General features: G+C 33.0%; 27 protein-coding genes and 1 other RNA gene. 15 read left to right on the forward strand and 13 right to left on the reverse strand.

What is annotated here, in order from left to right:
- Nucleotides 1-42 precede the first annotated feature (42 nt).
- On the forward strand, nucleotides 43-1,008 hold the full coding sequence (locus C5F47_RS05985) for an ABC transporter ATP-binding protein (RefSeq protein ID WP_179360200.1): 966 nt from the start codon (nucleotides 43-45) through the stop codon (nucleotides 1,006-1,008).
- Here C5F47_RS05985 and C5F47_RS05990 read toward each other — a convergent pair.
- Nucleotides 1,005-4,529, reverse strand: coding sequence for a chromosome segregation SMC family protein (locus C5F47_RS05990; protein ID WP_179360201.1), 3,525 nt, complete (start codon nucleotides 4,527-4,529; stop codon nucleotides 1,005-1,007). The genes C5F47_RS05985 and C5F47_RS05990 overlap by 4 nt on opposite strands.
- Before the next feature lie 181 nt (nucleotides 4,530-4,710).
- On the opposite strand from C5F47_RS05990, the gene C5F47_RS05995 reads away from it, so the two are divergent.
- Entirely contained in the window at nucleotides 4,711-5,448 is a 738-nt protein-coding gene (locus tag C5F47_RS05995) for a carbon-nitrogen hydrolase family protein (protein ID WP_179360202.1), read from the forward strand.
- A 2-nt stretch (nucleotides 5,449-5,450) separates the two neighbouring features.
- Here C5F47_RS05995 and C5F47_RS06000 read toward each other — a convergent pair whose 3' ends face one another.
- On the reverse strand, nucleotides 5,451-6,545 hold the full coding sequence (locus C5F47_RS06000) for an inositol-3-phosphate synthase (protein ID WP_179360203.1): 1,095 nt from the start codon (nucleotides 6,543-6,545) through the stop codon (nucleotides 5,451-5,453).
- 102 nt (nucleotides 6,546-6,647) lie between these two features.
- Here C5F47_RS06000 and C5F47_RS06005 point away from each other — a divergent pair, with 102 nt between their 5' ends.
- The 3 genes from C5F47_RS06005 to C5F47_RS06015 are packed head-to-tail and all read left to right on the forward strand — an operon-like array spanning nucleotide 6,648 to nucleotide 9,011.
- Nucleotides 6,648-7,595 (forward strand): deoxyhypusine synthase, encoded by a 948-nt coding sequence (locus tag C5F47_RS06005; protein ID WP_179360204.1) that lies wholly within the window; start codon nucleotides 6,648-6,650, stop codon nucleotides 7,593-7,595.
- 37 nt (nucleotides 7,596-7,632) lie between these two features.
- A complete protein-coding gene (locus C5F47_RS06010; RefSeq protein ID WP_179360205.1) occupies nucleotides 7,633-8,346 on the forward strand; it encodes a proteasome assembly chaperone family protein in 714 nt (237 codons plus the stop codon).
- A gap of 44 nt (nucleotides 8,347-8,390) precedes the next feature.
- Complete coding sequence (locus C5F47_RS06015) at nucleotides 8,391-9,011, forward strand: LysE family transporter (RefSeq protein ID WP_179360206.1); 621 nt, start codon at nucleotides 8,391-8,393, stop codon at nucleotides 9,009-9,011.
- A 216-nt stretch (nucleotides 9,012-9,227) separates the two neighbouring features.
- On the opposite strand, the gene C5F47_RS09875 is transcribed toward C5F47_RS06015, so the two are convergent.
- The 3 genes from C5F47_RS09875 to C5F47_RS06030 all read right to left on the reverse strand — a co-directional run bounded on the left by C5F47_RS09875 (nucleotide 9,228) and on the right by C5F47_RS06030 (nucleotide 11,858).
- Nucleotides 9,228-9,926 carry a DNA-binding protein gene (locus C5F47_RS09875; RefSeq protein WP_246271047.1) on the reverse strand — a complete coding sequence of 233 codons (699 nt, stop codon included), beginning with the start codon at nucleotides 9,924-9,926 and terminating at the stop codon, nucleotides 9,228-9,230.
- A gap of 49 nt (nucleotides 9,927-9,975) precedes the next feature.
- Nucleotides 9,976-10,215 (reverse strand): hypothetical protein, encoded by a 240-nt coding sequence (locus C5F47_RS06025; RefSeq protein ID WP_179360207.1) that lies wholly within the window; start codon nucleotides 10,213-10,215, stop codon nucleotides 9,976-9,978.
- Between the two features lie 80 nt (nucleotides 10,216-10,295).
- Nucleotides 10,296-11,858, reverse strand: a complete 1,563-nt coding sequence (locus C5F47_RS06030) for a porin PorA family protein (RefSeq protein ID WP_179360208.1) — start codon at nucleotides 11,856-11,858, stop codon at nucleotides 10,296-10,298.
- A 121-nt stretch (nucleotides 11,859-11,979) separates the two neighbouring features.
- Here C5F47_RS06030 and dinB point away from each other — a divergent pair, with 121 nt between their 5' ends.
- Entirely contained in the window at nucleotides 11,980-13,074 is a 1,095-nt protein-coding gene (dinB, locus tag C5F47_RS06035) for a DNA polymerase IV (protein ID WP_179360209.1), read from the forward strand.
- A gap of 6 nt (nucleotides 13,075-13,080) precedes the next feature.
- Here dinB and artG read toward each other — a convergent pair whose 3' ends face one another.
- From artG to C5F47_RS06055, 4 genes are all read right to left on the reverse strand, one after another.
- Nucleotides 13,081-13,998, reverse strand: a complete 918-nt coding sequence (artG, locus tag C5F47_RS06040; protein ID WP_179360210.1) for a thaumarchaeosortase — start codon at nucleotides 13,996-13,998, stop codon at nucleotides 13,081-13,083.
- Between the two features lie 238 nt (nucleotides 13,999-14,236).
- On the reverse strand, nucleotides 14,237-14,722 hold the full coding sequence (locus tag C5F47_RS06045; protein WP_179360211.1) for a hypothetical protein: 486 nt from the start codon (nucleotides 14,720-14,722) through the stop codon (nucleotides 14,237-14,239).
- The gene (locus C5F47_RS06050) at nucleotides 14,723-15,385 is read right to left on the reverse strand and encodes a DsbA family protein (RefSeq protein WP_179360212.1); all 663 of its coding nucleotides are present in this window, start codon (nucleotides 15,383-15,385) and stop codon (nucleotides 14,723-14,725) included.
- Between the two features lie 32 nt (nucleotides 15,386-15,417).
- Nucleotides 15,418-15,615: a hypothetical protein gene (locus tag C5F47_RS06055; RefSeq protein WP_179360213.1), complete on the reverse strand. Its 198-nt coding sequence runs from the start codon at nucleotides 15,613-15,615 to the stop codon at nucleotides 15,418-15,420.
- 50 nt (nucleotides 15,616-15,665) lie between these two features.
- Between C5F47_RS06055 and C5F47_RS06060 the strand changes: the two genes are divergently transcribed.
- A complete protein-coding gene (locus C5F47_RS06060; protein ID WP_179360214.1) occupies nucleotides 15,666-15,962 on the forward strand; it encodes a hypothetical protein in 297 nt (98 codons plus the stop codon).
- On the opposite strand, the gene C5F47_RS06065 is transcribed toward C5F47_RS06060, so the two are convergent.
- Nucleotides 15,953-16,324, reverse strand: coding sequence for a C2H2-type zinc finger protein (locus C5F47_RS06065; RefSeq protein ID WP_179360215.1), 372 nt, complete (start codon nucleotides 16,322-16,324; stop codon nucleotides 15,953-15,955). The genes C5F47_RS06060 and C5F47_RS06065 overlap by 10 nt on opposite strands.
- 82 nt (nucleotides 16,325-16,406) lie before the next feature.
- Between C5F47_RS06065 and C5F47_RS06070 the strand changes: the two genes are divergently transcribed.
- The 6 genes from C5F47_RS06070 to C5F47_RS06095 all read left to right on the forward strand — a co-directional run bounded on the left by C5F47_RS06070 (nucleotide 16,407) and on the right by C5F47_RS06095 (nucleotide 20,454).
- Nucleotides 16,407-16,793: a hypothetical protein gene (locus C5F47_RS06070; RefSeq protein ID WP_179360216.1), complete on the forward strand. Its 387-nt coding sequence runs from the start codon at nucleotides 16,407-16,409 to the stop codon at nucleotides 16,791-16,793.
- A gap of 24 nt (nucleotides 16,794-16,817) precedes the next feature.
- On the forward strand, nucleotides 16,818-17,690 hold the full coding sequence (locus C5F47_RS06075; RefSeq protein WP_179360217.1) for an NAD(P)-dependent oxidoreductase: 873 nt from the start codon (nucleotides 16,818-16,820) through the stop codon (nucleotides 17,688-17,690).
- A gap of 65 nt (nucleotides 17,691-17,755) precedes the next feature.
- Entirely contained in the window at nucleotides 17,756-18,517 is a 762-nt protein-coding gene (locus C5F47_RS06080; RefSeq protein WP_179360218.1) for an SDR family NAD(P)-dependent oxidoreductase, read from the forward strand.
- Nucleotides 18,518-18,550: 33 nt separating this feature from the next.
- Nucleotides 18,551-18,748: a hypothetical protein gene (locus C5F47_RS06085; protein WP_179360219.1), complete on the forward strand. Its 198-nt coding sequence runs from the start codon at nucleotides 18,551-18,553 to the stop codon at nucleotides 18,746-18,748.
- A 234-nt stretch (nucleotides 18,749-18,982) separates the two neighbouring features.
- The gene (locus tag C5F47_RS06090) at nucleotides 18,983-19,192 is read left to right on the forward strand and encodes a hypothetical protein (RefSeq protein ID WP_179360220.1); all 210 of its coding nucleotides are present in this window, start codon (nucleotides 18,983-18,985) and stop codon (nucleotides 19,190-19,192) included.
- A gap of 47 nt (nucleotides 19,193-19,239) precedes the next feature.
- Nucleotides 19,240-20,454 (forward strand): NAD(P)/FAD-dependent oxidoreductase, encoded by a 1,215-nt coding sequence (locus C5F47_RS06095; RefSeq protein WP_179360221.1) that lies wholly within the window; start codon nucleotides 19,240-19,242, stop codon nucleotides 20,452-20,454.
- On the opposite strand, the gene C5F47_RS06100 is transcribed toward C5F47_RS06095, so the two are convergent.
- Nucleotides 20,455-23,412 carry a hypothetical protein gene (locus C5F47_RS06100; protein ID WP_246271048.1) on the reverse strand — a complete coding sequence of 986 codons (2,958 nt, stop codon included), beginning with the start codon at nucleotides 23,410-23,412 and terminating at the stop codon, nucleotides 20,455-20,457. It lies immediately after the preceding gene.
- Nucleotides 23,413-23,815: 403 nt separating this feature from the next.
- On the opposite strand from C5F47_RS06100, the gene C5F47_RS06105 reads away from it, so the two are divergent.
- Nucleotides 23,816-24,445 carry a class I SAM-dependent methyltransferase gene (locus C5F47_RS06105; RefSeq protein ID WP_179361806.1) on the forward strand — a complete coding sequence of 210 codons (630 nt, stop codon included), beginning with the start codon at nucleotides 23,816-23,818 and terminating at the stop codon, nucleotides 24,443-24,445.
- Nucleotides 24,446-24,478: 33 nt separating this feature from the next.
- Nucleotides 24,479-24,757: RNase P RNA component (gene rnpB / locus C5F47_RS06110), an RNA gene on the forward strand.
- 170 nt (nucleotides 24,758-24,927) lie between these two features.
- Here the strand turns inward: rnpB and C5F47_RS06115 are convergent.
- Together C5F47_RS06115 and C5F47_RS06120 are read right to left on the reverse strand one after the other, a co-directional pair.
- Complete coding sequence (locus C5F47_RS06115; protein ID WP_179360222.1) at nucleotides 24,928-25,071, reverse strand: hypothetical protein; 144 nt, start codon at nucleotides 25,069-25,071, stop codon at nucleotides 24,928-24,930.
- A gap of 121 nt (nucleotides 25,072-25,192) precedes the next feature.
- A complete protein-coding gene (locus C5F47_RS06120; RefSeq protein ID WP_179360223.1) occupies nucleotides 25,193-26,557 on the reverse strand; it encodes a hypothetical protein in 1,365 nt (454 codons plus the stop codon).
- Nucleotides 26,558-26,666: the final 109 nt, after the last annotated feature.

Consider the following 26,666-nt stretch of genomic DNA (forward strand, 5'->3'; position numbering starts at 1 on the left):
AAATCATATTTCTTGATATACCTCTTAATGTAACAATAATTGTTGAATGAAATCCTAAAAGTTGAACATTTGAAAAAATACTTTACAAAAAAAGGAATGTTTGGAGCCAAATCAACTACAGTTAGGGCAACAGATGATGTTTCATTCTCATTAAAAGAAGGAGAAGTTTTTGTTTTAGCTGGGGAATCAGGTTCAGGTAAATCAACTATTGCAAAATTAATTTTAAAGTCAATTGAATTAGATTCAGGTAAAATATTTTTTGAAGATCAAGAGATTGACAATCAAAAAGAAAACTTGGCAAAAATTAGAATGAATTGTCAAATGATTCATCAAGATCCATATGATTCAATAAATCCAAGAATGAAGATTGGAGATATTGTATCAGAGCCGCTAGAAATTCACAAAATAGGCAATAAAGAAGACAGGTACAAAAGAGTTATCGAGGTATTGCAAGAAGTAAAGCTTGAACCAGCAGAAGATATTGTGAAAAGATATCCACATATGTTATCTGGAGGACAAAGGCAAAGAGTTGTTTTAGCAAGAGCACTTGCACTAAAACCAAAAATAATTCTTGCAGATGAACCAGTCTCAATGTTAGATGTATCCATCAGAGCAGAAATGTTAGAATTGATGCATGAATTACAAAAAAAATACAATATTTCATTTATCTATATTACACATGATTTAGCCACTGCCAGGTATTTTGGTCAAAGAATAGGGATTTTGTATATGGGCAAAATTGTAGAGATTGGTCCAGTCAACAAAGTGTTGGTAAACCCCAAACACCCTTACACGCAGGCATTAATTGATGCAATTTCAGAGCCAGACCCAGAAAATTTACACAGAGAAAGAAAAATCAGAATCAAGGAAGCTCTAGATATTGATGTGTATCAAGGATGCCGCTTCAGAGCAAGATGCCCATATGTCATTGACAAATGTACTGTAGAGCCAGAATTAGAAATGACAAGTGATGAACATTACTCTGCTTGTTTTGTAAAATTAGATTAGGAAGTTTTCACAGATGGCATTCGTTTGTCTTTGTATGTAACAACATTGGATACACCATTCTTTGGAAATACACCATAGATCAGTTTTGCCTTTTGTATGACAGAATCTTTTAAGGACACCATGATAAATTGACTTTCTTTGGATCTTTCTTCTAAAATTTTTGCTAGTCTTTCAGAGTTTGGAGCATCAAGATGTGCATCAACTTCATCAAACAAGTAAAATGGTGAAGGTTTTAGTTTTTGCAAAGCCAAAACAAATACAATTGCAGCTAGTGTTTTCTCACCTCCACTAATTGATGTAGATTCTCGTTTTGGTTTATTTGGGAATTGAATCAAGTAAGAAATTCCAGAATTAAATATATCATCTTCATTTTGCAATTCTAACCAAGCATTTCCATCAGTCATTTTATTGAAAATTAAACGAATTTCTTTATCGACCTTGTCAAAAGCATCCAAGAAAGTTTGACGTTTGTCTTTTTCAATGTCTTCGATGAATTTTACAATGGAATTTCTTTCTTCTTCAAGAGAATTCTTTCTAGTCGACATTGAACGATAACCATAAGATACTTCAAGATATGTTTCAGGTGCTTTTGCATTTAATGCATTAAGAGAATTCAATTCAGTTGTTAATCCATGTACAATAGATTCAACATCAAATGTCTCCATGTCTTTATCAAATCCAAATGCAGATAGCAATTGTTGTAATTTGGTCTCTTTTTCAGTCAATTCATGCAGATCACGTTTCAAAGCATCAGATTGTCTTTCAATAGTATTGATTTGCTTTGTAAGTTCTTTATCTTTTTCAATTAGAATATTTAATTTGTCATCATATTCTTTTAATTGACCAATAGAAGAACCAGATGAGGAAATCAATTCTTGTTCTTTTTCTCTGAGTTTTACAAGTACTTCATTTTTAGATTCTTTTTGAGTTTCTAATTCTTTAATTTTTGTTTCCAATTCTTGTTGTTCTGTTTTCAAAGAATTTTCTTCATCATGAAGACGGTTAGATTGAGATTTTTCTCTATTATCCTGTGTCTCCATAGTTGTAAGTTGTGAGGATTTATCACGATATTCATTCATGAGAGTAGTATGTAATTTTTCAATCTCTGTTTTTTTAAGATTAATTCTTTGTAATTCACTTGCGATTCTAGTTTGTTCTCCACTAGCATAGTTTTGTTCCATAATTGAAATTCTATCATTTAGGGAATCAATGTGAGATTCATCAGTACTAACTTGAGATTCAATGAGGTTATTTCTTGTAGTTAAATCAGAAATTCTCGTTGTCAGTTGTTCTTTCATTTTAAGTGCAGATGAAATTCTGGATTTTAGATTAGAATAATTTTCAGTCGCAGAGGATAGAGATTTTTCAGATAATGAAAGTCTATCAGTGTTTAATTGAATAGCATTATCCAATTTTTTTATTTCTTGTTTTTTATTTAGCATTACTTTTTTAACCAAACTTATAGATTGAAACAAACCTTCAATATCGCTACTTAGAGAAATCAATTTTGTGAGTTTTGAAATTTTGGAATTATTATCAATTGTGACAGTGCTGCCTTTAGATTCAAAGAACTCACCATCAATTGTTACTGCTTTGTAGCCAGATTGTGATAGATTGTAGGCAGATTCTCGAGTTTCAGTGAGGATAATATTGCCAAATAGGAAGGTTTTGAGGGCAGAGTAGGCAGGATTGCATCTCACATTATCAGATAAGACACCCAAAATTCCAGGTTCTTTTGGAAGAGTTAGTTTGAATTTTGGAATAGCATCAAGGGGAATGATTTTTAGTTTTGGAAGTTTCTTGTTTCGTGCAACTTCAGCAATTCCAAGTAGAGTTGCAAAGTCTTTGACAACGATTGCTTTAATCCAATCAGAGCTTGCTGCTAAAACAGAACGCTCGTATTTTTTATCCCAAGAAATCATTTCGTATACTAAACCTTCAATACCAAGTCTTTCTGCATCTTCCTTTAATTTTGCAACAGTATAATCTTCATGCATAAATCCTTTGACAGTTTTAATTTTAGATTCATAACGTGTTGCTTGTTGATCTGATTTTTCAATAATTTGTGCCCATTCATCTAAATCATTAAGAGTGCGAGATTTTTTTGTTTGGTGTTTTTTTATTCTAGATTTTAATTCAGTGATGGTATCATTGTTATTTTGCATTAAAGATTCCAGTTGAGTTTGTGCTTTACTTAATTCTTCAATTCCAGATTCCATGTCAGATAATTTCAAAGAGTTTATTTCAATAATTTTTTTAGATTGTTCTTTTTCATGTTGTGCCTTGGAGAATTTTAATTTTGCATTGTTTAGTTGTTCGTTTAGTGTTTTGATTTTTTCATCAATTTCAGATTTTTTAGCAGCAGCCTCTGATTGTTCAGATAGTACTTTTTGTCTTTCAGAGTCTACAATTTCTAATTCTTTACTAATGTTATTTTTCTTTTCATTTGTTTCTTGTATAGATTCTTTGATCTTTTGAATTTGAATATCGATGTCAGTTCTAGCATTATCAATAGATTCCAATTCCATTTTAAGCTCAGGGAGTCTTGCAGAAATTCTTTCAATTCTTTTTTGAGATGCAGAGATTGCACTGTTATCAATTTCGTATTGTTCCATAGCAGTAGAAATTTCAGAGTCTAATGCAGATTTTGTTTGGTTGTATGCATTGGCCTCCCCCATCAATTTTGATTTTTCAGTTTGCAGCGTTTCAATTTCAGTTTTTAAAAGAGTGCTTTCTTCTTCAAATTTTGTGACTTCAGCAGTCAAAGTGTGTAAAGTGGTCTCTTTGGAGACTTTTTTGCCAGAAATATCCTTCATTTTGTTGGCTGCATCAATAGCTTTGTACCTGTTTAGTTCTCTTTCAAGAATATCATGGCGTAATTTTTGATTTCGTTCTTCTTCAAGTTCATCAATTCGTTTTTTAATTTCACCCATTTTGGCCAGAGCAATCTCTAATCTTCGGTCTGCCTCATCAAGTTGCTTTACAGATTCTAATTTTTTTTCATCAAAATACGATAGACCGATTAAATCTTCAATTGTTTTTCTTTTTTCTTCAGAAGTAAACTCAGAGATTCTAGTGACAGTTCCTTGCTGTACTGCATTTAATTGTCCTAATCCAGCATTTGCCATATCAAGCAAATCAAGAACTTGGTTTCTTTGTACTTTCTTTTTGTTTAGATAGTATGTGTTCTCACCTTCACCATTCATCTCTCGGGTAATTTCAACAACATCGGAATCTACAGGAATTTTTCTATCAGAATTATCAAAGTGAACACTTGATCTTGCCATTTTTGGTCCACGTCTATTTCCTTCAATATCATGAATCAGTGATCGTAGTTTATCAACCCTCATAACTTTGGGTTTGTTTTCACCCATTGCAAAAATAATTGCATCCAAGATGTTACTTTTACCAGAACCATTTGGTCCAGAAATTGAAACTAGTCCAGGTTCAAACTGGACTGTAGTATTCTTAAATCCAAATGACTTGAAACCAAAGATCTCAACTTTTTTAACATGAACCAATGATAATAATTTCTCAATACGTAGGATAATCGATGGTTAACAAGTTTAGTTGACATAATTGCATAATTTTTCTTGTTGTGTTATGATATTTTTCGTAGCGGTGCAAGTATATTGATTATTTTTTTATGAATTGATCGCACGTTTACGCCTACTATAATTACTGAGAAAGAATTGTAAATGTATGGTAAAGCTTGGATTAATTCAAACTAAATCACAAAGTACAAATCAAAAAGGAATTGCACAGGTTTCAAATATTTTAAAAAAATTAGGAAGGACTGGCACGGATGTAGTATGCCTGCCAGAACAATGGCTCAAAAATAATGAGATCAGTGATTTTGATGCAGAGTTTTCAGAGTTTAAGAAAATAGCAAAGGAATTTTCCATGACTGTTATTCCAGGGGCATTTTATGAAATTACTAAAACCAAGACATCGATAGTTTCCCCAATAATAGGACCAAAAGGGGAAATCATAGGAAAACAGGAGAAAATCCACCCATTTGACTATGAACGTGATAATGTCAAGCCTGGAAAAGAGGCTAAAATCTTCGATACAGCATGTAAGTTTGGAGTGATAATTTGCTATGACATGGTATTTCCCAAAGTCGCCAACACATTTGTGAAAAAAGGAGCCCAAGTACTGTTTTCACCAAGTAGAATAGTCAGACGAGGGATTGAGCCATGGCAAATGTATGTTCAAGTACGTGCATTAGAAAATAGAATTCCAATTTTGGCCGCAAATGTTGAAAATCATAGATATGGAGGAAATAGTCTCATCATAGACTTGACTGAAAATAACAAAGTAATGACAACCAAAATTATGAAATTAAATGGTGAATGTGGGACAAGTAAAGAATTTGATTTAAAGAAATATGAAAAGAGTAGAGAGATAAGATTTTCAGATTCAAATAAATTTCAGTGACACTAGTCACCTGCAACAAATTTTTCACAAGCAGCTTTTGCTTTAACATCAGAAGTCTGCTCAATCGGATGTTTCATCAAATAAGCACTAGCAGGTTTTATTGGACCGCCTATTCCTCTATCTAGTGCAATTCTTGCTAATCTAATGGCATCAATTACAATACCTGCAGAATTTGCTTTGTCATCAACTTCTAAACGTACTTCCATATTGTAAGGAATATTTGCCCATTGACGACCTTCAATTCTCATAAACATGAGTTTTGTATTGCCTAAGAACGGAATAAAGTCTGAAGGACCAACATAGATTTGATCATCATCTAATCTTTCTTTAAGTTGACTTTGAACACTTTCTGTTTTAGAGATTCTCTTTGATGCTAATCTATCTTGTTCTTTCATGTTTAAGAAATCAGTGTTACCTCCCACGTTGATTTGGTATGTTTTTTCAATTTTTGTTCCCCTATCACTACAAAGTTTAGCCAAAGTTCTATGAACAATTGTTGCACCAACCTGACCTTTGATGTCATCGCCAATACAAGGAATATTTTTCTCTTCAAACTTTTTAGCCCATTTTTCATCAGATGCGATAAAAGAGGGAATACAATTTACAAATGCAGTATTAGTATCAAGACAAATTTGAGCCCAAAATTCAGTTACCTTGTCAGAACCTACTGGTAAATAAGATACAATAATTTCCACACCTCTTTCTTTGATGATTTGTTTCACCTCATCGGCAATTTGTTCAGGTGTTTTTGTGCTGGTGATAGGTTTGATTCTATTTTCAACCCATACTCCGACACCATCTAAAATAGGACTTTCATAGACTAAAGCATCATTTTTTGGTAAATCATCTTTAGCAATCCAATCTACCATGTTTGGATATTCATAAATTGCCTCATGCAAAAGTTTGCCAACTTTATTTTCACCAACATCAAAGCCACAAACAAAATCAATATCATGAATTCCATATCCTGCTAATTTATCATGAATAATTCCAGTGACTTCTTGAGAAGGATTTTTTCTATAGTATTCAATCCCCTGAATAAGTCCGGAAAAACAATTTCCAATACCAACTAAACCAACTTTAATTTTATCAGACATTTAAAATCCGTTGTCGTTAGGGAGGTTTAAAGTTTCCTTAGAAATATAATAAAATGATAACATCGAAGGCAGAATTTTATACTTGACACAGACAAACAGTTCATGGTAGAACCAGGTCGTCCAGTAAAAGACATAGAAATCGATGCAAACACATCGTTAGAAGGAATTTTTGACGAATTGTCCCAATCAGGAGGATTTGAATCAGTGAATCTATCAGACGGATTAGAAATTTTATCAGAAATGATTTCAGACAAACAATGTTTGAAATTTGTTTCATTTGTAGGAGCAGTGGTATCTACAGGTCTAAGAGGGATAATCAAAGACATGATCAAAAACAAATGGTTTGATGTAGCAATTACTACCTGTGGAGCATTAGACCATGACATTGCAAGACATTTTTCACATTACAAAGAGGGTTCATTTACAATGGACGATATGGAGCTAGCAAATCAAAATATTCACAGGCTAGGCAACGTTCTAGTTCCAATGGATAGTTACGGACCACTAATTGAAGAAAAAATGCAATCATTCCTAGAAGAAGAATATCAAAATGGAAATAAAGAAATGAGTACTGCAGAACTATGCAAAATGATTGGAAAGCATTTAGGAGAAGATTCATTTCTTTATTGGGCATACAAAAATGATATTGACATAGTAGTTCCAGGAATAATGGATGGAGCTGTAGGGAGTCAAATTTGGTTATTTACACAAAAACATAGTGATTTTAGATTAAACATGGCAGGAGATGCAAACTTACTTTCAGGATTAATTTTCAAAGCTGAAAAATCAGGAGCATTCATGATAGGGGGAGGAATTTCTAAACATCATACATTGTGGTGGAATCAATACAGAGAAGGATTAGATTATGCATTTTACATCACAACTGCACAAGAGTTTGACGGAAGTTTAAGTGGTGCATTAGTTAGAGAAGCAATTTCATGGGGAAAAGTAACACAAATAGCAAAACAATCAACACTACACGCAGAGGTAACAACCATACTTCCATTCATTTATGCGGCATTACTTTCGAAATTACAAAAAAAGAATTAGATAAAAGCTATTATTTGATCAATACTCAAAATATTTAGTGTTCCCAAAAATCAAAATTAGAGAATTAAAGAAAATAAATTTAGAAGAAGGATATCTTATTGACGGATTTCCATCAATGGGATTTAGCAGTGCAATTGCAACTGAATCGATGATTCATACTTCAGAATTTGAATTAAGTGGTGTAATTTCTTCAGAAAGTTTTCCACCAATAAGCGTAATAAAAGAGGGAAAACCAAATTTCCCAACCAGAATATTTGTTAATGAAAATTTGAAAGTAGGAATTTTTCTTTCTTACTTAACTTTAGAACAATCTCTACACAGAATTATTGCCAAAACAATGCTATCATGGGCAAAAAAACACAAGATCAAATTAATTCTTAGCAGTGTTGCAGTAAAATCACCCAATGGGGAAGGAGAGACAATAGGAGTTGGAAGTACAGAGTCAGCTAGAAATAAAATAAAGGATGCAGGTTTGAAAGTGTTAGAACATGGAACTGTTCCAGGAATTCCCGGGATATTACTAAATGAAGGAAGTATATCAGGACAAGATGTAATTGTGATAATTTTTCATACAGACGGACAAGGTCCAGATTTTAAATCAAGTGCAGATCTATGCATGGCAATGACAAAATTAATTCCTGGTGCAACATGCGACATTTCATTATTACAAAAAGAAGCTGAAAAAGCCGAGAAAATCATTAAAGAGGCAGAAGAAGAGTCAGTGCAAATGAAAGATTCCATGTATAGATAAAATTCAATCAAGTTTATTTCATGATCAGATAGTAAAAACATAGATTGATTCAAATTTTTGAATTTGCAGTTATTGTAATAGCCATTTCAGCATCAGGAGTAATGGCACCAGGCCCACTATTTGCAGCCAATGTCTCATATGGATTACGCGGCGGAGTAAAGTCAGGAATTAAAATGGCCATGGGACATACCATCGTAGAATTTCCTCTAGTAATTTTGTTAGGAGTAGGAGTATTTTCTTTAGAAATATTTCCAGAATTTAGAACATTGATTTCAGTTTTTGGAGCAATCACATTATTTGTATTTGCAATATTGCAAATTAGGACAGTTTTACAGAAAAAAGAAAACATCACAACAAAACCAAAACATGGTCCATTAATTACAGGAATTGCATTAAGTGCATTAAATCCATTTTTTATCATTTGGTGGATAACAATAGGATTCAAATTAATTTCAGATGCGATGTTAATTTGGGCATTTTCAGGCATACTAGTAATGTTTTTTCTTCATATTTGGATGGATTTTGTGTGGTTGGGAGGAGTTGCATTCCTTGCATCAAAAAGCTCGCGTATCCTTTCAAATAGAAATTACAAAATTTTGATGATAGGATTAAGTTTGATGTTAGTTTACTTTGGAATAACTTTTTTGACAGATTTGTTTTCTTAACCACAATCCAAAATTTCTATTTTGGATTGACATTGATCATTATACAAATCAATTCTTTCAAGGATATTTTCACAGTATTCAGGGTCTAATGATTTTTCATACGAATTAATATCATTTGAAATTAAAATATGATCAACACTACAAGAGTTATTTGTAAATATAGAAATCCCCACCAAAATTGAAAATCCAAACAGAATTAAGAATAAATATTTTAAATTAGTTTTTTGAAATATCAATTTCCATAGTAGAAACATTACGCTGTTTTCCATCTTGAGATGTTAAAGAATCAGATGAGATTCTAACATCACTAATTACATATCCTACAGAATCCATTCGTTTTACTATCATTTGTGAAACATCAACAGCTTGTGTAATACGTTTACCTCTAGCTTTAATGGTAACGGTTGGTCTTGTAGAAAGTTGAGTTAAAGTTGCCGATACATATGTCATGATAGGTTTTGTTCCAACGAAAATTACATCACGTTCCTCAGGAACTTTTTTTGTTTCAGTAGAATCATTTGCCGGTTCTGGTGTTGGTTCAGGTTCTGGTGTTGGTTCAGGTTCTGGTGTTGGTTCAGGTTCTGGTGTTGGTTCAGGTTCTGGTGTTGGTTCAGGTTCTGGTGTTGGTTCAGGTTCTGGTGTTGGTTCAGGTTCTGGTGTTGGTTCAGGTTCTGGTGTTGGTTCAGGTTCTGGTGTTGGTTCAGGTTCTGGTGTTGGTTCAGGTTCTGGTGTTGGTTCAGGTTCTGGTGTTGGTTCAGGTTCTGGTGTTGGTTCAGGTTCTGGTGTTGGTTCAGGTTCTGGTGTTGGTTCAGGTTCTGGTGTTGGTTCAGGTTCTGGTGTTGGTTCAGGTTTAATTCTTGAATCGAATTCAGATAAGATGTCTTCTGCGTCTTTAGATTTTTTATTGCTGCTCAATTTTAAATTCCTGTTATAACAAATTTCTCTCTCGCTTTTATTTAATTTTTCAGGTATTTCCTTTCAAATAGTCTTCAAATAATTTTTCAAGATCGTCATCATTGTCAATTTTCTTAATTTGGTCGACTAGATCTGTTTCTTCGATTTCATAGCAATTTAGAACATCTTGAGAATCTTTGAAAATTAACATTGCTTTATTCTTAAAAATACAATGATAGAGTTTTTCTTTCTCCATTTTTTCAGGTTTTAGATTTACTCCATTTTCATCTACAGATAAGGGATATTCCATGAAAAGACTTTCTTTTTTTGTTATTTAGATTGTTCTAAATATTACAGCAAAATTTTGTATTAATATCTTTTAAAACAACATCAAGATTCAATTTTTGGAGTTTGTGAAATCTGTGATTCTCTATCATTTAATGGCAACATTATTGTGAATCTAGTAAATTCACCAACTTTTGATTCTACAGTTATTGTTCCGCCATGCATATCAACGATTCCTTTTGTAATAGACAATCCTAAACCAGTCCCACCATACTCTCTTCTTAACGAGGAATCAACTTGATAATATTTTTGGAATATATGTTCAAGTTTATCTTCAGGAATTCCCGAACCATTATCCTCTACAAACAATTTTGCAAACTTACCTTCTTTAGATAATGAAATAATTATTTCTCCATCGGAAGAAGGAGTAAAATCTATAGAATTTGTAAGTAAATTTAAGACAACTTGAGAGATTCTAGATTTATCACAAAAACATCCTACATGATTTAATTGCAAATTTATTTTAATTCCTTTTTTATTAAAATCAGGCTCGAGTTTGATTACAGTTTCATTGATGATATCAGATAATGAATTGATTTCCCTATGCATCTTCATGTTTCCTGTATCTAATTTTTGAACATCAGATAAATCATCAATGAGTTTATTCAGAGATTCTGCGCTTGAACGAACAATTTCCAATTTCTCTATTTGTTGTGGTGTGAGTTGACCAATTTTCCCTGAAATTATCATATCTAAATAACTCTTTATTGGAACCAAAGGAGTTTTTAGCTCATGGGCAATCATAGATGAAAATTCATCTTTTCTAGTTTCTGTTTGTTTAAGTTCAACTATCTCTTTAGATTTAGTTTCAACTTTTGCTTTAGAATAAACAATGATTGCGATGGCAAGTGTACCGATTGCAATAATTACAGGTACAACATTATGATACAAATCATGAATTCTTTTTTGGGTCTCGGCCTTTTGAACCAAAATCTTTTGAGAAAATTCAGAAGGACCATCCCAAGCATCTAAAATTGGAACTTTTTGATTATCAATTATTGCATAATCTGTAAACCTTTCTGTAAACGATACTTCGATTCCAGTTTTGGGTTCAATGAAATTGGTAGCAGAATAATCTTCATAAATTGGGACATCAAAATCAGGATAGATATAAGAAACTTCAAAAGTTGTTTCACCTGAAAATTCATAAACTTCCAACCCTTCAATTTCGGTCACACCTACAAAATTATAATTCAATACGGAGCCACCAACATCATAAACTTGATAGTTTTTTTGTTCTAAATCACTTGGGAACATAAAATGGCCAGGCTTGTCAATATACTTTCGAGTAGTTGCATCTACAGTTTCATCAAGAGTGGTTTCCCAAAGAATTTCGTCAGTAAGTATATCTCTGTATGTATATGATGTTTGCATTTTTATTTCATTTCCAATTCTTTCAACTACATTTCCATTCCAAACAAAAACCATTTTGATAGGATCAGATAAGGGGGAACCAATATCATCAGCAATCTGAATCATGCCAATATTTTCAGCTGAAACTTCGAATACTTCAGGAGAGGTTGACAACTCAGGTACGGCATAAAAGAACCAAATCAACATGACAACAACACCAGATGTTAAAATTCCACCCAGAGTGATTTTGCCCATAAAAATAAACAAAATTTGATTGAATATAACCGATCAGTTGTAAAAAATTGTACTTACCATCAAACTAGCCTCAAAAAGAAAATACACAATCTAGTAATAATCAAAGTATCTTCAAAGAACATTGGAAACAAGAATAGTTTTCCACATAGATTTTGATTATTTTTATGCACAATGTGAAGAGACAAGGGCCCCAGAATTAAAATCAAAACCAGTATGTGTTTGTGTTTTTTCAGACAGGGGAGGAGATAGCGGAGCGATTGCAACTGCAAATTATACGGCAAGAAAATACGGAGTAAAGTCAGGAATACCAATTGCTTTTGCAAAAAAAAGATTAGAAGAAAGAAAAGATGCAGTGTTTTTACCCGTTGATTTTGATTTCTATTCAGATATTTCTGAAAAAGCAATGGAAATCATGAAAGAAAATGCAGATATTTTTGAATATGTCGGTCGAGATGAAGCATATTTGGATGTAACAGAAAGAGTTGAAAGAGATTTTGAGAAAGCAAGTCATCTTGCTCAACAAATTAAAAATTCCATAAGAGATAAAATAAAACTTAGTTGTTCAATAGGGATTTCACCTAACAAACTTATTTCAAAAATAGCATCAGATTTTCAAAAACCAGACGGATTAACAATAGTTTCACCTGAAAAAGTTGAAGCATTTTTAGAGCCATTAAAAATTAGAACGATACCAGGTATAGGTAAAAAAACTGAAGATAAATTTTCAGAGATGAAATTAGAAACAATTCAAGATTTAAAAAAAATTGATATATTTACATTAAACAAATTTTTTGGAAGAAAAACAGGAGCTTATATTCATAACGCAGCAAGAGGATTAGATAACGAACCAGTAAAAAAACGAGAAGCGCGTATTCAATATAGTAAAATTACCACATTAAAACAAGATTCGAAAGATTATGAATTTTTATCAGAAAATATTTCAGAATTATGTAAAGAAGTTCATAGTGTAGTTAAGAAAAATAATCAAATGTTCAAGTCAGTTGGAATACATTTTGTCCAGTCAGATTTGTCAAATAAATCAAAATCTAGAATGTTAAGAAACCCAACATCAGGTATTGAAGAATTAGAAAAAACATCTGATCAATTACTAAAAGAAGCATTAGAAAATCAAACCATTACAATTAGGAGATTAGGCGTAAAGGTTTCAGAACTTTCAGATGTGCAAGGCCAAAGCGATATCACTTCTTATTTTTAGAAAAAGTTATTTTTCAGATTTTTTGAGTCGCCTTGATTCTATCAAAATTACTACCAAAATGAATGCAAATAGCCACGGCAAGAACATTATTTCACCGGCTATTTTGTGATATTCTTCCCATGCAACAGGATCAGTTGTTACTTTGAGAGCATACCAAGACAAGGAGAAAATACGGATCAAATTAACAATAATCGTACCGATAATTCCCAATACAAAATAGATGATTTTTCTATTTCTCGGAATGTTTAGTTTTAACATGAATGCCCCAATGACCAATGAAAAAATTATGATACTATGTACACCAGCTGAAGGCCAAAATACTTGAAGAGCCATTGAACCGTGTTCTCCTCGCAAAAACATTACATTGTCACGTGCAACTGCAGTTCCAAGATCAAGTGCAGTTACCAACCAAACATTTGCTTGAACAAAGTACGGGACAACATATTGTAATGGGCCAAGTGTATCATATGGGAAAAATGCATCAAGTGAAAGGATTATCGCAGTACCAGTTAGAAATATTGGACCAGCTGGAGCAATTCTAATCCAACGTTTTCCAAAGAATATACTTAATGCTGCAACGACAAAGATTGCCATTACAACAAAGTCCCACATCCAAGTCCAAGAATAAATTAATTGTACATCAAATTGTTCTGCAGATGAAATAATGTATTCTCTTAAACCATATTCTAAAGAAACCAAGTATACAATAGTTGCAAGAGCCATTGGAATGACTGCAAGTAATTTTTTCTTTGAAATTACAATTTTTAATCCAATTAATTCAGCGACAATAAAGATAAGAGCAAAAAAGTAACCACCACGCCCCTCATTCCAACTCCAAGCTATAGAATCAGGAAATGCAATCATTGAAAATAGAATCGGACTTGAAATGATCAGAATTCCAAAAATTAAATTCCAATTCTGCATTAAATTAGATCTAAAAAAGGCAAATAAATATCTCGACTTTAATTAATTCAAAATTTATCAAATTGTAATAGAAATTTGGGAGTGATGCTAGTCTTCAGCATCTTCAATTTCATCAGCTTCTGGATCTCTCCTACTAGGTCTGATTGGCACATAGATGAATGTCACAATAATACATGAAAAGGCTGGAAGATACATTCCAAGGTTGCAAAAGTTTGCCTAATTGGTAATTTCTTATCCATTATGAATTGGGATCAAACTTGCATTCTATTTTCAAGGATTTTACAGTTGTAAAGTAAGTAATAGCAAGAATTCCAATGGCAATTATTCTAATTGGAATTTCATAGTTTGTTAGAAATGCTGTTGCAGTAGCTCCAACTGAGCCAAATGTAGAGATCACAGCAAAACCTATTGGACCACAACTACATGCTCCTGCAGCTGCACCAATAATAGAACCAAAAATACCTCCACCCATTTTCTGTTTTGATTTTTTTAGAATATTTATACGAAAAATATTCATCGGCAAGACCAATGCAGAAAGTGCAGATATAGTTACAATCAGCACAAACCCAAATTCAGTTCCAGAAGGAAGATGACTAACAACATATGGTTCCAAAAAGATGTATTCAGATAAAATTAGCAATCCAACTAGCATAGAGGAAAAGATTACCAGTGAAAGTATCAGATATTTGAGATTTGAAAAAACGAGACTAATTACAGATGTCATCTAAACCATAGAATCCAATACTTGTTTGAACACAGAAAATGGTTGTGCACCACCAAGTTGTTGTTGTCCATCAGGGCCAACTACAATGAAATTAGGAGTTCCACGAACATTGTGATCTCTAGCTTGTTGTGTATTGTATTGAACACGTTTAGTATATTTCCCAGAATCAAGACAACTCTCAAACAAATCAGAGTTTAGACCTAAATCAAGTGCAATAGCTTTGAGTCTTTCAGAGTTTGCCCAACCACCATCAATTTTGTCTTCTTGTAAAGTGTAAAGCATATCATGATATTCCCAATACATTCCTTGTTCTTCTGCACAATATGTTGCTTGAGCAGCCTTTGGAGAATCACGTCCTAAAAATGCCATGTCGACAAAAACTAAATTAACTTTTCCAGTTGCAATGTAATCTTCAAAGATTGCAGGTTTTGTATTATGAAACCAATTGTAGCATTGGTGGCATTGGTAATCTCCAAACTCAATAATAGTGATTGGTGCTGAAGGATCACCTAAGATAGGAGAGCCCATAGCAGTAGAAATTGTACCATGAGTCCTACTCATGTCCAAATTAACAGTTTCGGAAGGAGATGAAGATACAGATGCAGCAATTCCAGATATAATTGCAATTGCAATCACGCCTAAAATTACTCCTTTTTTATTCATAATTCAAAACAGATAGAGTAGGTTAAAAAAACTTATTCCAAATTATGTGAAGATTTTCGTCTGAAGAGATTCACAAATTTGGCAATGGCTGTATCAATTGGACAAACCTCGCATGTAACAGTAGAAGAATGACCATCAAGATGTTTTTCAAATTTTTCACGAGACTCTAAAATGAGATCACATTTTTCACAATACACTTTTGCAATGTTATTTTTAGGGGATTTTGTCACAATCATTTTGAGTAATTAGTGCTTATAAAGATCCTGTTGAAAATCAAAATATGAGAAAAATTGCAGATAAAATAGTAACAATATTTTTTATAATTTTACTAGGAACATTGTGGTATTGTACAAAATGCTTTGTCAAACCCACAAAGTACAAAATAATCATTTATGATATTTTAGGAAATCAAGTAAATGTTGATGGGGTTAGAACAAGTTTCAACACACCAAAAGTTGCAAATAATTACATTTCAGAATACCAAAACAGATTTTCACAATATAGCTTTTCAATGGCGTCAGATATGCCAATCATTAAAAGAAATTGGTTGTTAGAAAAACTAAAAATTCAAAGATAGTGTATTCTCATATGAACATTTAGTTCAACCTGATACTGAGTAACATATCCACAGTGAGTACATGAAAACAATCCAGATTGTGATTCAGTTTCTGTTTTCTCTATCACTCTACCAGAAATAGATGTAATGTTAATTACATCATTATTTGAAATTACAGCAAAATTACGACCTTCATCTATAGAATCTAAATATTCCTTAATTGCAGAAATGACTTTAGTAGTATCAAGAATTTCGTCATCATCCAATGATGATAAAGTAAATTGGTTATTCTTCAAAGTAGGAATTGCAGCCACCTGATCAGCCACATACACAAGCAAATCATTTTTTACTGAAATTACATCTTTACAGTCAATAGTAAGCATAAGATAATGTGGTTGAATCAATATTTTAGTTTAACAATCATAGAAAATGATTATTATGGATTAAGATGGTGAATGAGATGACATGGGAGATTCAGAGACATTTGGAGTTGAAAAAGATCATGGTGAAGAAGTTGTTTCATGGTTAAATGAACAAGCTAAAGCACAATCCAAGAAATTAGAAGCCAGATTATACGGATATACTGTAACAACGGAAAATTTCGGGGATTTTGAAATGTTTTCATGGATTGGCGATGTACAAAATGCAAGAAAAATGATTATCAAAGCAAGTAAGAGATTCAAAGTAAAAGTTATCGAAGGAGGATACAAACCTAAAGAAAAAATGATCAAAATGAAAAAATTTGATTTTGCCAAAGTCAAAAAAGGAGATAAAACAATTGGGCAAATACAATTTGTAGCATCAAGATTCGGTAACAAAAATTGGGAAATTCAAGATGAAGAGCGTCATTAAAAATAAAATATTGGATATGGTTCAATGAAAAAAATTGGAATTATAGGATTAGGGATGTTAGGCAATGCAGTTGCATTACATTTGTTGAATTCAGATTTTGAAATAATTGCATACAATAGAACTAAAGAAAAAACAAATGAATTAAGAGAGAAGGGAGCCATAATAGCATCAACACCAAAAGAAGTTGCAGAAAAATCAGAATTGGTGATCATCGTAGTAAAGGATGCAGATGCAGTAAAACAAGTTTCATTTGAAGGAAATGGAATTATCAAAGGAATTCATGAGAAATTAATTGTGGCAGATATGAGTACAATTGACCCATCAGAATCAAAAAATATCACAAAAAAATTTCTTGAATACAACATAAACAAACTAGACATTCCAGTAATGGGAGGGCCCAATGTTGCAATTACAGGAAATTTGGTCATGATGGCATCTGGAAATAAAAATAGTTTTGAGGAGTGTAAAATAGTCTTTGACACTATTGCAAGCAAAGTTTTCCACCTGGGTGAAAGTGGAGTGGCCCACTCAGTGAAACTGGCAATGAATCTTCAAATCACCATGTTAGCATTGGCATTATCTGAAGGTATCACTCTTGTCAAAAAAGCAGATGTCGATCCCAAAATATTTCTCGAAATTTTAAACTCTACATATTTCAAAACAGGAATGAGTGAAAAAAAGGCATACAAGATGATCGATGGCAAATACAATACAACGTTCACTCTAGCTAATTTGAAAAAAGATATCACCACGATTACAAATACTGCAAAAACTCTAGGAATTGAACTACCTATGATTAGCAAAGCTGAAGAAGTATATGAAAATGCAATCAAAGAAGGTCTTGGAGATATAGATTATACAGGAATTATCGAGTATCTTAAAAAAATTAATAGATAAAATAAGCAAAAATCACGAATAGAATTCAACAAAAATTCTATAAGTTATGAATACAGCATAGTATTATGCGATTAAATGAAAAAGTTGCCATAGTCACAGGAGCATCTAGTGACATTGGAAAAGGTATTGCAAAGAGATTTGCAGAAGAAGGTGCAAAAGTAATCCTAGTTGCAAGAAATTTGGAACGATTGGAAGCAACTAGAAAAGAAATTGGCAATGAAGAGTCCACAGCATCAATTTCATGTGATTTGACAGATGAATCCCAAGTATTGCAAGCTGTAAATCAAATTATGGATACATATGGAAAAATCGATATTTTGGTAAATAATGCCGGAGCAATTAATGACCCAATACATTTTCACGAAATGCAAGATGCAGATATTAAAAAATTAATTGACGTAAACTTGTTAGGAGTGTTTCATATGACAAAAGCAGCTTTAACAAAAATGTCAGATGTTAAAAATGGTGCAATAGTTAATGTGGGCTCAATTTCTAGTGAAAGAGCAATTCCAAGAGTTCACTTGGCAGTATATTCATCTACAAAAGCTGCAATTTCGATGTTTACAAAATCAATTGCAGTTGAATATGCAAGAAGAAACATCAGATGTAATTGTGTAAATCCAGGAATTATTAATTCTGGAATGATAAAACCATATCTTGATGATCCTCAAGCAAGAAAAGTTCTTGAAGAAAGATTGCCACTTGCAAGAGTTGGAGAACCAGAAGATGTTGCAAATGCTGTACTTTACTTGGCTTCAGATGAAGCAAACTGGGTTACAGGAACCATTCTAAATGTAGATGGCGGCAAAACAGCTTCAGAAGGATGAAAATCTTAAATTTGAAATTCACATACCTTATTTGTGGCAACTAGAGATGATCTAAAAAACGATATTCTAAAAGCTACAGAAGAACAGGAAAAATTAATGGCCCTAAGAAAACCATATCTCGGGTCTAAAGACAACGAAGATCAAATGAATGCATTTAGAATAACAACTCAGATTATGAAATATGAGGATTTTATTCGAGATACAGAAAAACAACTTAGAACAATGAAATAATTTTATACAAACGGATCAAGATGAAGAGATCTTATTTTTTTTAGAGTAAGCACGATAACTAACTCCAGTTACTAGCATTACAACCCCTGTGATTACAGACCATATCAAAAAAGATACAAGTTCAGATTCATCCATAGTTTCCTATGAAATGATAAACATCTAAAGTTTAGGTTGAGAACAAATTTTTCTCTCAAAGCATGAAACATCTAAATAGATTTGAAACTGACGGAATTTATGCCTGAATTTACATGTCCAGACTGCGGAAAACGACTATTTCATGAAAATGAAACAACATTAAAAGTCGAAGAGACAATTCATTCAAAATTCTGCAGAAAGGCAGAAGGAGAAACTCACAGTTTCATGCATAGAGATCCAGCACATATGGAAACTTTTGATTCAGAAAGAGAAAACGATTCCACAGGCACACCGGTATTAAAAAAATAACTAAACGACCTCAAAATTATATCCTAGGTAATCATCATTGAAATTAATTGTCTGAAGAACATAATTATGATTTAGTAGTTGTTGGGGGAGGACCTGCAGGATCGTCAGCCGCATTTGCAGCTGCAACAAATGGAATCAAAGTTGCGCTACTTGAAAAAGAAGAATCCATTGCAGAAACAGTGAGAACTAGCGGAGTCACATGGATTCAAAATATTAAAGAATTTGGAATTCCAGATGATTGTTTTAATCCAATCAAAAATTTTTCATTTTGTTCACCAAATAATGAAGTTACAATTAGCGATGTTGTTCCAAGAGCTGCAGTATTGGATGTCAGAAAAACATACAGATGGTTAGCTAATGAAGCAAAAAAACAAGGAGTGGATATTTTTGTAAAGATGAATATCAAAAATATAATCAAAAATAAAAACGGAGACATTATAGGAGTTAAAGGAATAGGTTCCAACGGAGAAACAACATTTCATTCCAAAGTGGTAATTGATGCAACAGGATTTCCTTCAACAGTTTGTAAAGCAATGGGATTTGCAACTCAATGGGAAAGGTTTGGCGCAGGTGCAGAATATGAAGTAAAAGCTGAAAATGTTGATGAAGATACATGGTGGTTAATGGTAGGGCAAGAATATTCCCCAGCTGGATATGCGTGGATTTTCCCATTAGGGAATAATATCGTAAGAATCGGTGTAGGGGTAGGAAAGCCTGAATCAAATGTCGACCCCACACAAAGACTCAAAGAAATCATGGAGAAAAAATTAGGCCCAATAAAAAAACTAGGAGAATTAACTGAGATAGAATTTCACTATGGGTTAATTCCCAATGACGGATTGTCTAGAAAAACAGTTTTCAATAATTTGATTCTGGTTGGAGATTCAGCAGGACAAGCAAATCCATTGGTATTGGAAGGAATCAGATATGCAATAAAATTCGGAAGAGTTGCAGGAAAAGTAGTAGCAGATGCAGTAAAGTCAGGAAAAACAGATGAAAAATCACTTTATCCTTATGAGGAGAATTGGAGAAAAGAGATTGAATCAAAAATTAATTCAGCAGGAAAAGTTCAAGATAGATGGATAGGGTTAACAGATGATGAATGGGACAAAGAGCTAGACATCATTAAAGAATTAAAATCTGAAGAATTCATTGATTTTATCAAAGCAGATTTTGGATTATCCAACATGATCAAACTAGCAACTCACCATCCAAAACTTGCGGTAAGACAGCTCTTTAATTTAGTAAAAGGGAAAAAATAATTATTTTACATTAAAGAAATCAGTGACTACTACATCATGATATTGTAATTGTGTAACATATACACCTGGTTCAAATGCTCTAGAAACAGTTTCAGTGAATAATCCCGAAGAATTATCTTTTAATGAAATCTCTTCAATCAAAGTTCCTCGTTGATCATAGACATCCACAAACAAATCCTCTCTAAAGGCAAGAGTCTTTTGAACAGCACCAGATACAATCAACTTGTCATCATCATAAATGGCTTCAACTACTGCCACACGAGAACGTACTGGAAGATATCTTTCTATGATAGTTTTTAATTCATTTAGATTGTCATCAACATCCTCAGCATCTTTATCTTTGAATGCAAATTCGATTTCATTAATTACAGAAGCAAATCGAGGATTTTCAAAATAACTCTCACCACCAAATGCTTCAGCAAATGATTCTAATTCTTCAAATTCACGTGCAAGTTCAACCATACTCAAATCAGTAGCATTGTATTCATAGTCAAATTCTTCTTCAATATGCACGATTTGTGAAGCCTTTGAATCCTTATATTGCAACATTACAACATATAGTCCAGGATCAGCAGGAGCAATCCATTGTGTGAAAAAGTTGCCTTGTTTAGTATCAGTGAATTCAAGACTACTGTGTTTTGTTCCATCCATATTATAGACAGTGACATAGAGATTTTCTCGTCTATCAAAGGCAGATTTTTCTGTAGCCCCATTAATTACCCAAATACTTTTTTCAGCATCAAAGGAAATATCGTAAATAATACTAGAGTTATCTAATACAAGATATTTACTAAGATAATCTCCAATTTCAGAGATTTTTGATTCTGCATCAACAAAGTTTGCTAGTTCAATCATCTGATTGGCATCTGCCATTTTTTGATTATATTCATCCACATATTCTGAAAATCCTGTATTGTAAAATGAAGAAACCATGTTTGAGAAAGCATCTAGCTTTTTGCGGAATTCAATACGCTTGATTTCATCAGCAGTGTAACCCACTTCAGATCCTAATGGATCATCAGTGTATGCTTTTGAAACTTGACTCCATTCATCAAACAAATCACGAACTAATTCATCTGCCTGATCAAGATCATTTTTAATCACAAGATCTCTCACATTATCAATTTTTTCATTGAATGTTTCTGTAAATTCAATATAATTTGGCAAGAATCTGTTTTTAGTTAAACTCAACTCAACTAAATTTTCAAGAGATTTTGCACGTTGTAAAATATCACTGGCTCTTACTTTGTATGCATCTTTATTGTAAGCATCCAAATCTTCTTGTATTTTTGGAGACATTTCACTAACCCAACTTAGTAAAACTTCAATTCTATCAATTCTAGTAATAGATGGATTTCCAGATTCCATTTGTTTGGCAGTATCCAAAATTCTCAAAGCATTATCAATCAAAAATAAATTTTCATAATCTGCTTGCAATTCAGCCTTTTCTTTCATTGTTTTGTACTGAAACTCCAAAACTACCAAAGGATTTCTTTTCTCACGTAGTTCGGTCATAGATTCATCAAACTCTAAAACAATTTCTAAAATATCATCAACTGAATCCGCATTTTCAACTCGTTCTAAAAGAGATTTCCAGTCTTCAACAAGAGAAGAGTCAATCCCACTCATTTGAGAAATTTCTACACTCTTACTGATTCGTGATGAAATATCTATAATCTGCACCATTTGGTGGATTTGGGATTCAGATTCCAAAATATCCTCAACTGAAGAGGCTAAAGCCAAATCCCGTTCCAAGGCACTCCAATCAGGTTGAATTAGATTGGCAAGATCCCCATTTTCTTCAGAATCAGAGGAAATGAACCTATCAACACTATCAAGTTCTCGTAGCAAAATAGCTGCTTGATGTAATTCCGTAACTCGTATAGATGAGGCAATTAATTCATCAATGGATTCTTTGCCCATCAGAGAAGGCTTTAGAGACTCCCAGTCATTTTGAACCAATTTGTAAAGGTCACTTTGTTTTCTTGAAACCACGTCAAGATAGCGGGATTTTGAGAGAACATCAATTAGTTCTCCAATTTCATCAGAATAAACAGGAGCAGTACCTCTTGCAAAAATAAATCCAACTTCGTTTTTGACAGATTTGCTCATCACAGTGTCAGATTTTTTCATTAAATTTAACAGAGTTTCTTCTAATTCATCAAAAGTTGGAGCTCTTTGATTGGATACTTTTTCAGGATTTACGTTTCTTACATCTACAAAGGCATCAGTTAGCAAATCAATGGCTTTTGTTTTATCTCCTATCTCATAATAAAATACAGATGCAAAGATAATTTCATCAATAGATTTTGCAATTTCAAAAGAAATTTCATCGTCATCTAATAATTGTTGTACAGAATCTAACGATGAAGATACAGCAGGTCTAATTAACGGATTAATTTCTGTAATTAAATCATCTACAAAGAATTCATTCCAAAGTGAAACATACTCAGATTCTAATTCAGATAAATTGCTAGATGTTTGATTTGATACAGGGGAAGGAATGTCATACAAATTGCCAATAACAGATCCTTGTTCAGATAACAAATTTTTGGCAGATGAAATCATTTGATCTTTTGTTGGTTCAGAGAAAGAACCAGATGAGACACTAAATGTTGTAGATGTAGAGTAATCCCCATAGAATAATTTAATTTCATATTCACCAGGAATTCCACAAATTCTTCCCTTTAGAGGGATTACATCTGTGATAAATGCACCATTAGACAGAGGCATCAATTGTTGAATTTGGCATATGTCACCTTGGGGATTAAAAATCTGCATAATTAGAAAAGAATCATCAACTATACTTGCAATCTGTCCATAAACAAATAACGGCTCACCGCTTTCGTAATTTCCAAAATTCTCCAAGAGAGTAATTCTATCTGGAGTCTGAGCAGATGCATATACAGGCATCAAAAGAACAACAAACAGGCTCAATACTACTGGAATTCGGCTCACAAGGATCCAAATCGAGGCTCATACTACTTAAAACTTGAGCAGCTATGATATCATAGATTTTTGTTTATTTCGTAAATTAAGCCATGGCAACTACCATCGAGTAGTTACCAGACTCAATTGTTGGCACAGCGTTGGTTTGGTTGGTCTGGTAAGACATACAAAATGAATGGAATTGCACTTGAGTACATTTTTCACAGTGATTACAAATCATACTAGTTGGCTTGAAGCATTGAGAGCACTTTGTATTCTCAGATAAATTTCCACCACAATTTCGGCATGATTCATCAGGCAATTCTCTTCAGAATTAATTAAAAGAAATTGAATATAAGAGACACTGAGAAGTTGTTCATACTAAAGCTCAGTGAAAAGAAGATTATAATTGAAAGAAAAAAGATTTGAAAATATGGATGGAGTGAGAAAAACTTTTGATGAATGGGCTCAAAATGGAAGAGCCGAATTAATGGAGATGGAGCATGGCAAAAATGTTTTAAAATTTTTAAAAACAATATCTTTTGAAAAACCATTTACCTTTCTAGATGTAGGGTGTGGTAATGGATGGGTAGTTAGAAAAATTGCCAGTGAAAAAGAGTGTAAAAAAGCAGTCGGAATTGACAAGAGTAAGAAAATGGTCATTCAATCTAAAAAAAAGATTGAAAGTAAAAAAGAAGAGTATATTCACACAGACATTGAATCAATGAAATACAAAGGGAAATTTGACTTTATTTTTTCAATGGAGTCATTGTATTATGCAGACTCTATAGAAATAGCACTAGAAAAAATATACAAATTATTAAAACCAGGGGGACAATTTTTCTGCGGTACAGATTTCTATACAGATAATAAATCAACAGCTAGGTGGGCAGGAATTATGAAAATACAGATGCACCTTCATTCAAAAAAAGAATGGAGGAGTTTTTTCAAAAATGTAGGATTCGATGTAAAAACAAAACACATCAAAGATTTGAAAAATAAGAAAAAATGGAAAAGAGAATACGGTACATTGTTCATCATAGGCACAAAACCTGCAAAGTAATACTCAAATTCAATGAGAGGTATGAGTTTTCATGTGAGCTGGAGCACGACACGCTGCTACGGCAGAGGAAACTCCTCCCTCCAAACAGGAAATGTGATCTGGAGATAGATAATCAGAGATGGTTGGCAACGGAGCAGAAAAGAATCCAATATGGCGCACAATGATGGCAAAACCTGAGGTTTCCATAAAAGGAATGAAACAGACGACCCACATGGAGCAAAGCCAAACAGAACTAATAGTTCCTGTACTAAGTTCAGGTAGGCTGCAAAGCGAAATATCGTGAAAACAGAAGGAGGGTTACTCCCAGCACACATTTTTAATATTTTACAATAGTTAATATATGAATTTCATAAAAAGTATGAATATAAGATGGTGAAACGAATTCAATGCCCCCATTGTAAAAAACATCTAGCTGGAGAAGGTCATCTCAAAAGACATATCATGACAATTCACAAAATAAAAATATCAAAAAAAGAATAATTCTATTTTAATCCTTTTTCTAAGACTTCATTTACAATTCTTGAAAAACTAACTGTTGAAGAAGATTCTTTGATTTTCTTTGCTTGAAGGGCTCTAAGCTTTTTTGCAATATCGCTGTTTAGCATTATTGTGAGTCTCTCAGACATTACTAATCATGGTATTTACTAGTATTTTGAATAATGAGAAAATGATTTTTTAACAAAAACATTAAACATCGTGAATATTCCCATTTGTGGAAATATTAAGAGTAGAAAATTACGGTAAGAATTAACTCATAGAGTTAGCTTGTTCTTTACAAATATCTGCACCACATCTACATGTAGCATCACATAGACAAGCACCTTGCATTGCACAATCACATTCTGAGCCCATTTCAGCAGAAGCTGCACAGCCACATGCTGCTTCTTCTTCAGTTGAAGGAGTTGCTTGTGGAGGAGGACTTTGAGTAGAATCACCCTCATATACGCTTCGGGTTTGCTGATAATCAGTATCATCTTTGAGTTGAGCCTCACCTCTATTGGTTTGATAACCACCAGAAGAAGCACTTGTTTGGTAACCTACCAATCTTTCAGGGTCAATTCCTTGCTGGCCTTGTTTCTCATTTTTGAGTGATCTGCTACTCACAAAGAAAAATGCAATACCTGCAACAGCTGCTATTCCAGCCATTCCATAAACTATCATTACTGGGAAATCACCAGTTGAGGTAGTCATATAATCCTCAGGAGGAGTTGGAGTAACACCGGCAATTTCAATTCCATCCAAATTATCTAAAGCACCAAAACCAATTGTTGACAAGTTTGCAGTATCAGTTGATTGAACACTTCTAACAATGTATGTTTGATCAGAAGTTACTGAAGCCTCAAAAACTCTTTCAACTTGTCTTCCTTCTCTGATACTACTTTCACCCATGGTCCAAGATGAAACTACAAATCCTGCAATTTCATCATCCAATCCAAAAGTTCCAGCATCTACATTGATACCAGTGGGATCAAATAGAAAGTGCCAGTTAGTTAATGGTTGTTCTAAAATAAAATCAGCATTAATGAGATGTTTACCTAAAACATTTTCTGCTTCAGTACCAGCAAAGAAAGTATAAACTTCAGGTTCTTGGTCTCTCAGAATATTAATTGGAATGTTAATTTCGACTCCATCAATTACAATTTCTTTATCAGTAGACATTGCTCTCCATCCTAAATCAACTAGAGTTCTTTGTCCATCATCAGTAATTACATAATCAGCTAAAGTTCCCTCTAAGATTACACGATAATCAATTGAAGTGTTGATGTTTCTTGCTTTAAGGTGAATTTCATAATCTACAACTAAATCATCGATTTGAGCTTGACTTCCATCATTTGCAATACCACGATTTAGTTCATTTTTTAATTGTTGAACTCCAGGATTTGATATATCTGCAGTTCCAGAAATGGTCCATTCTTTTCCTTTAAGTTCATCAAAGAGATTTCCACCATTTGGATATTCAATAAAGACAGTTTTCAGATAAGTCATCTTAAACGGAGATGTTTCAGTATTAGGATTAATTCGAGCATCTAATTGAGCAGCCCACACAGGAGTGCTTGTACCTACAACGATGAGAGTTGCTAACAAAACAGACAATAATACAGCCCGAGACACGAGTAAAATCCATGAAATTACCGTAATAAACTTATCCTAAATAACTAGATCGGCATTTTTTGAAAAAGTAATATTGAGTAACAAAGTCAGTAACTTCAGTTTTAGAGGA

The sequence above is a fragment of the Nitrosopumilus cobalaminigenes genome, assembly GCF_013407145.1.
Classification (GTDB): Archaea; Thermoproteota; Nitrososphaeria; order Nitrososphaerales; family Nitrosopumilaceae; genus Nitrosopumilus; species Nitrosopumilus cobalaminigenes.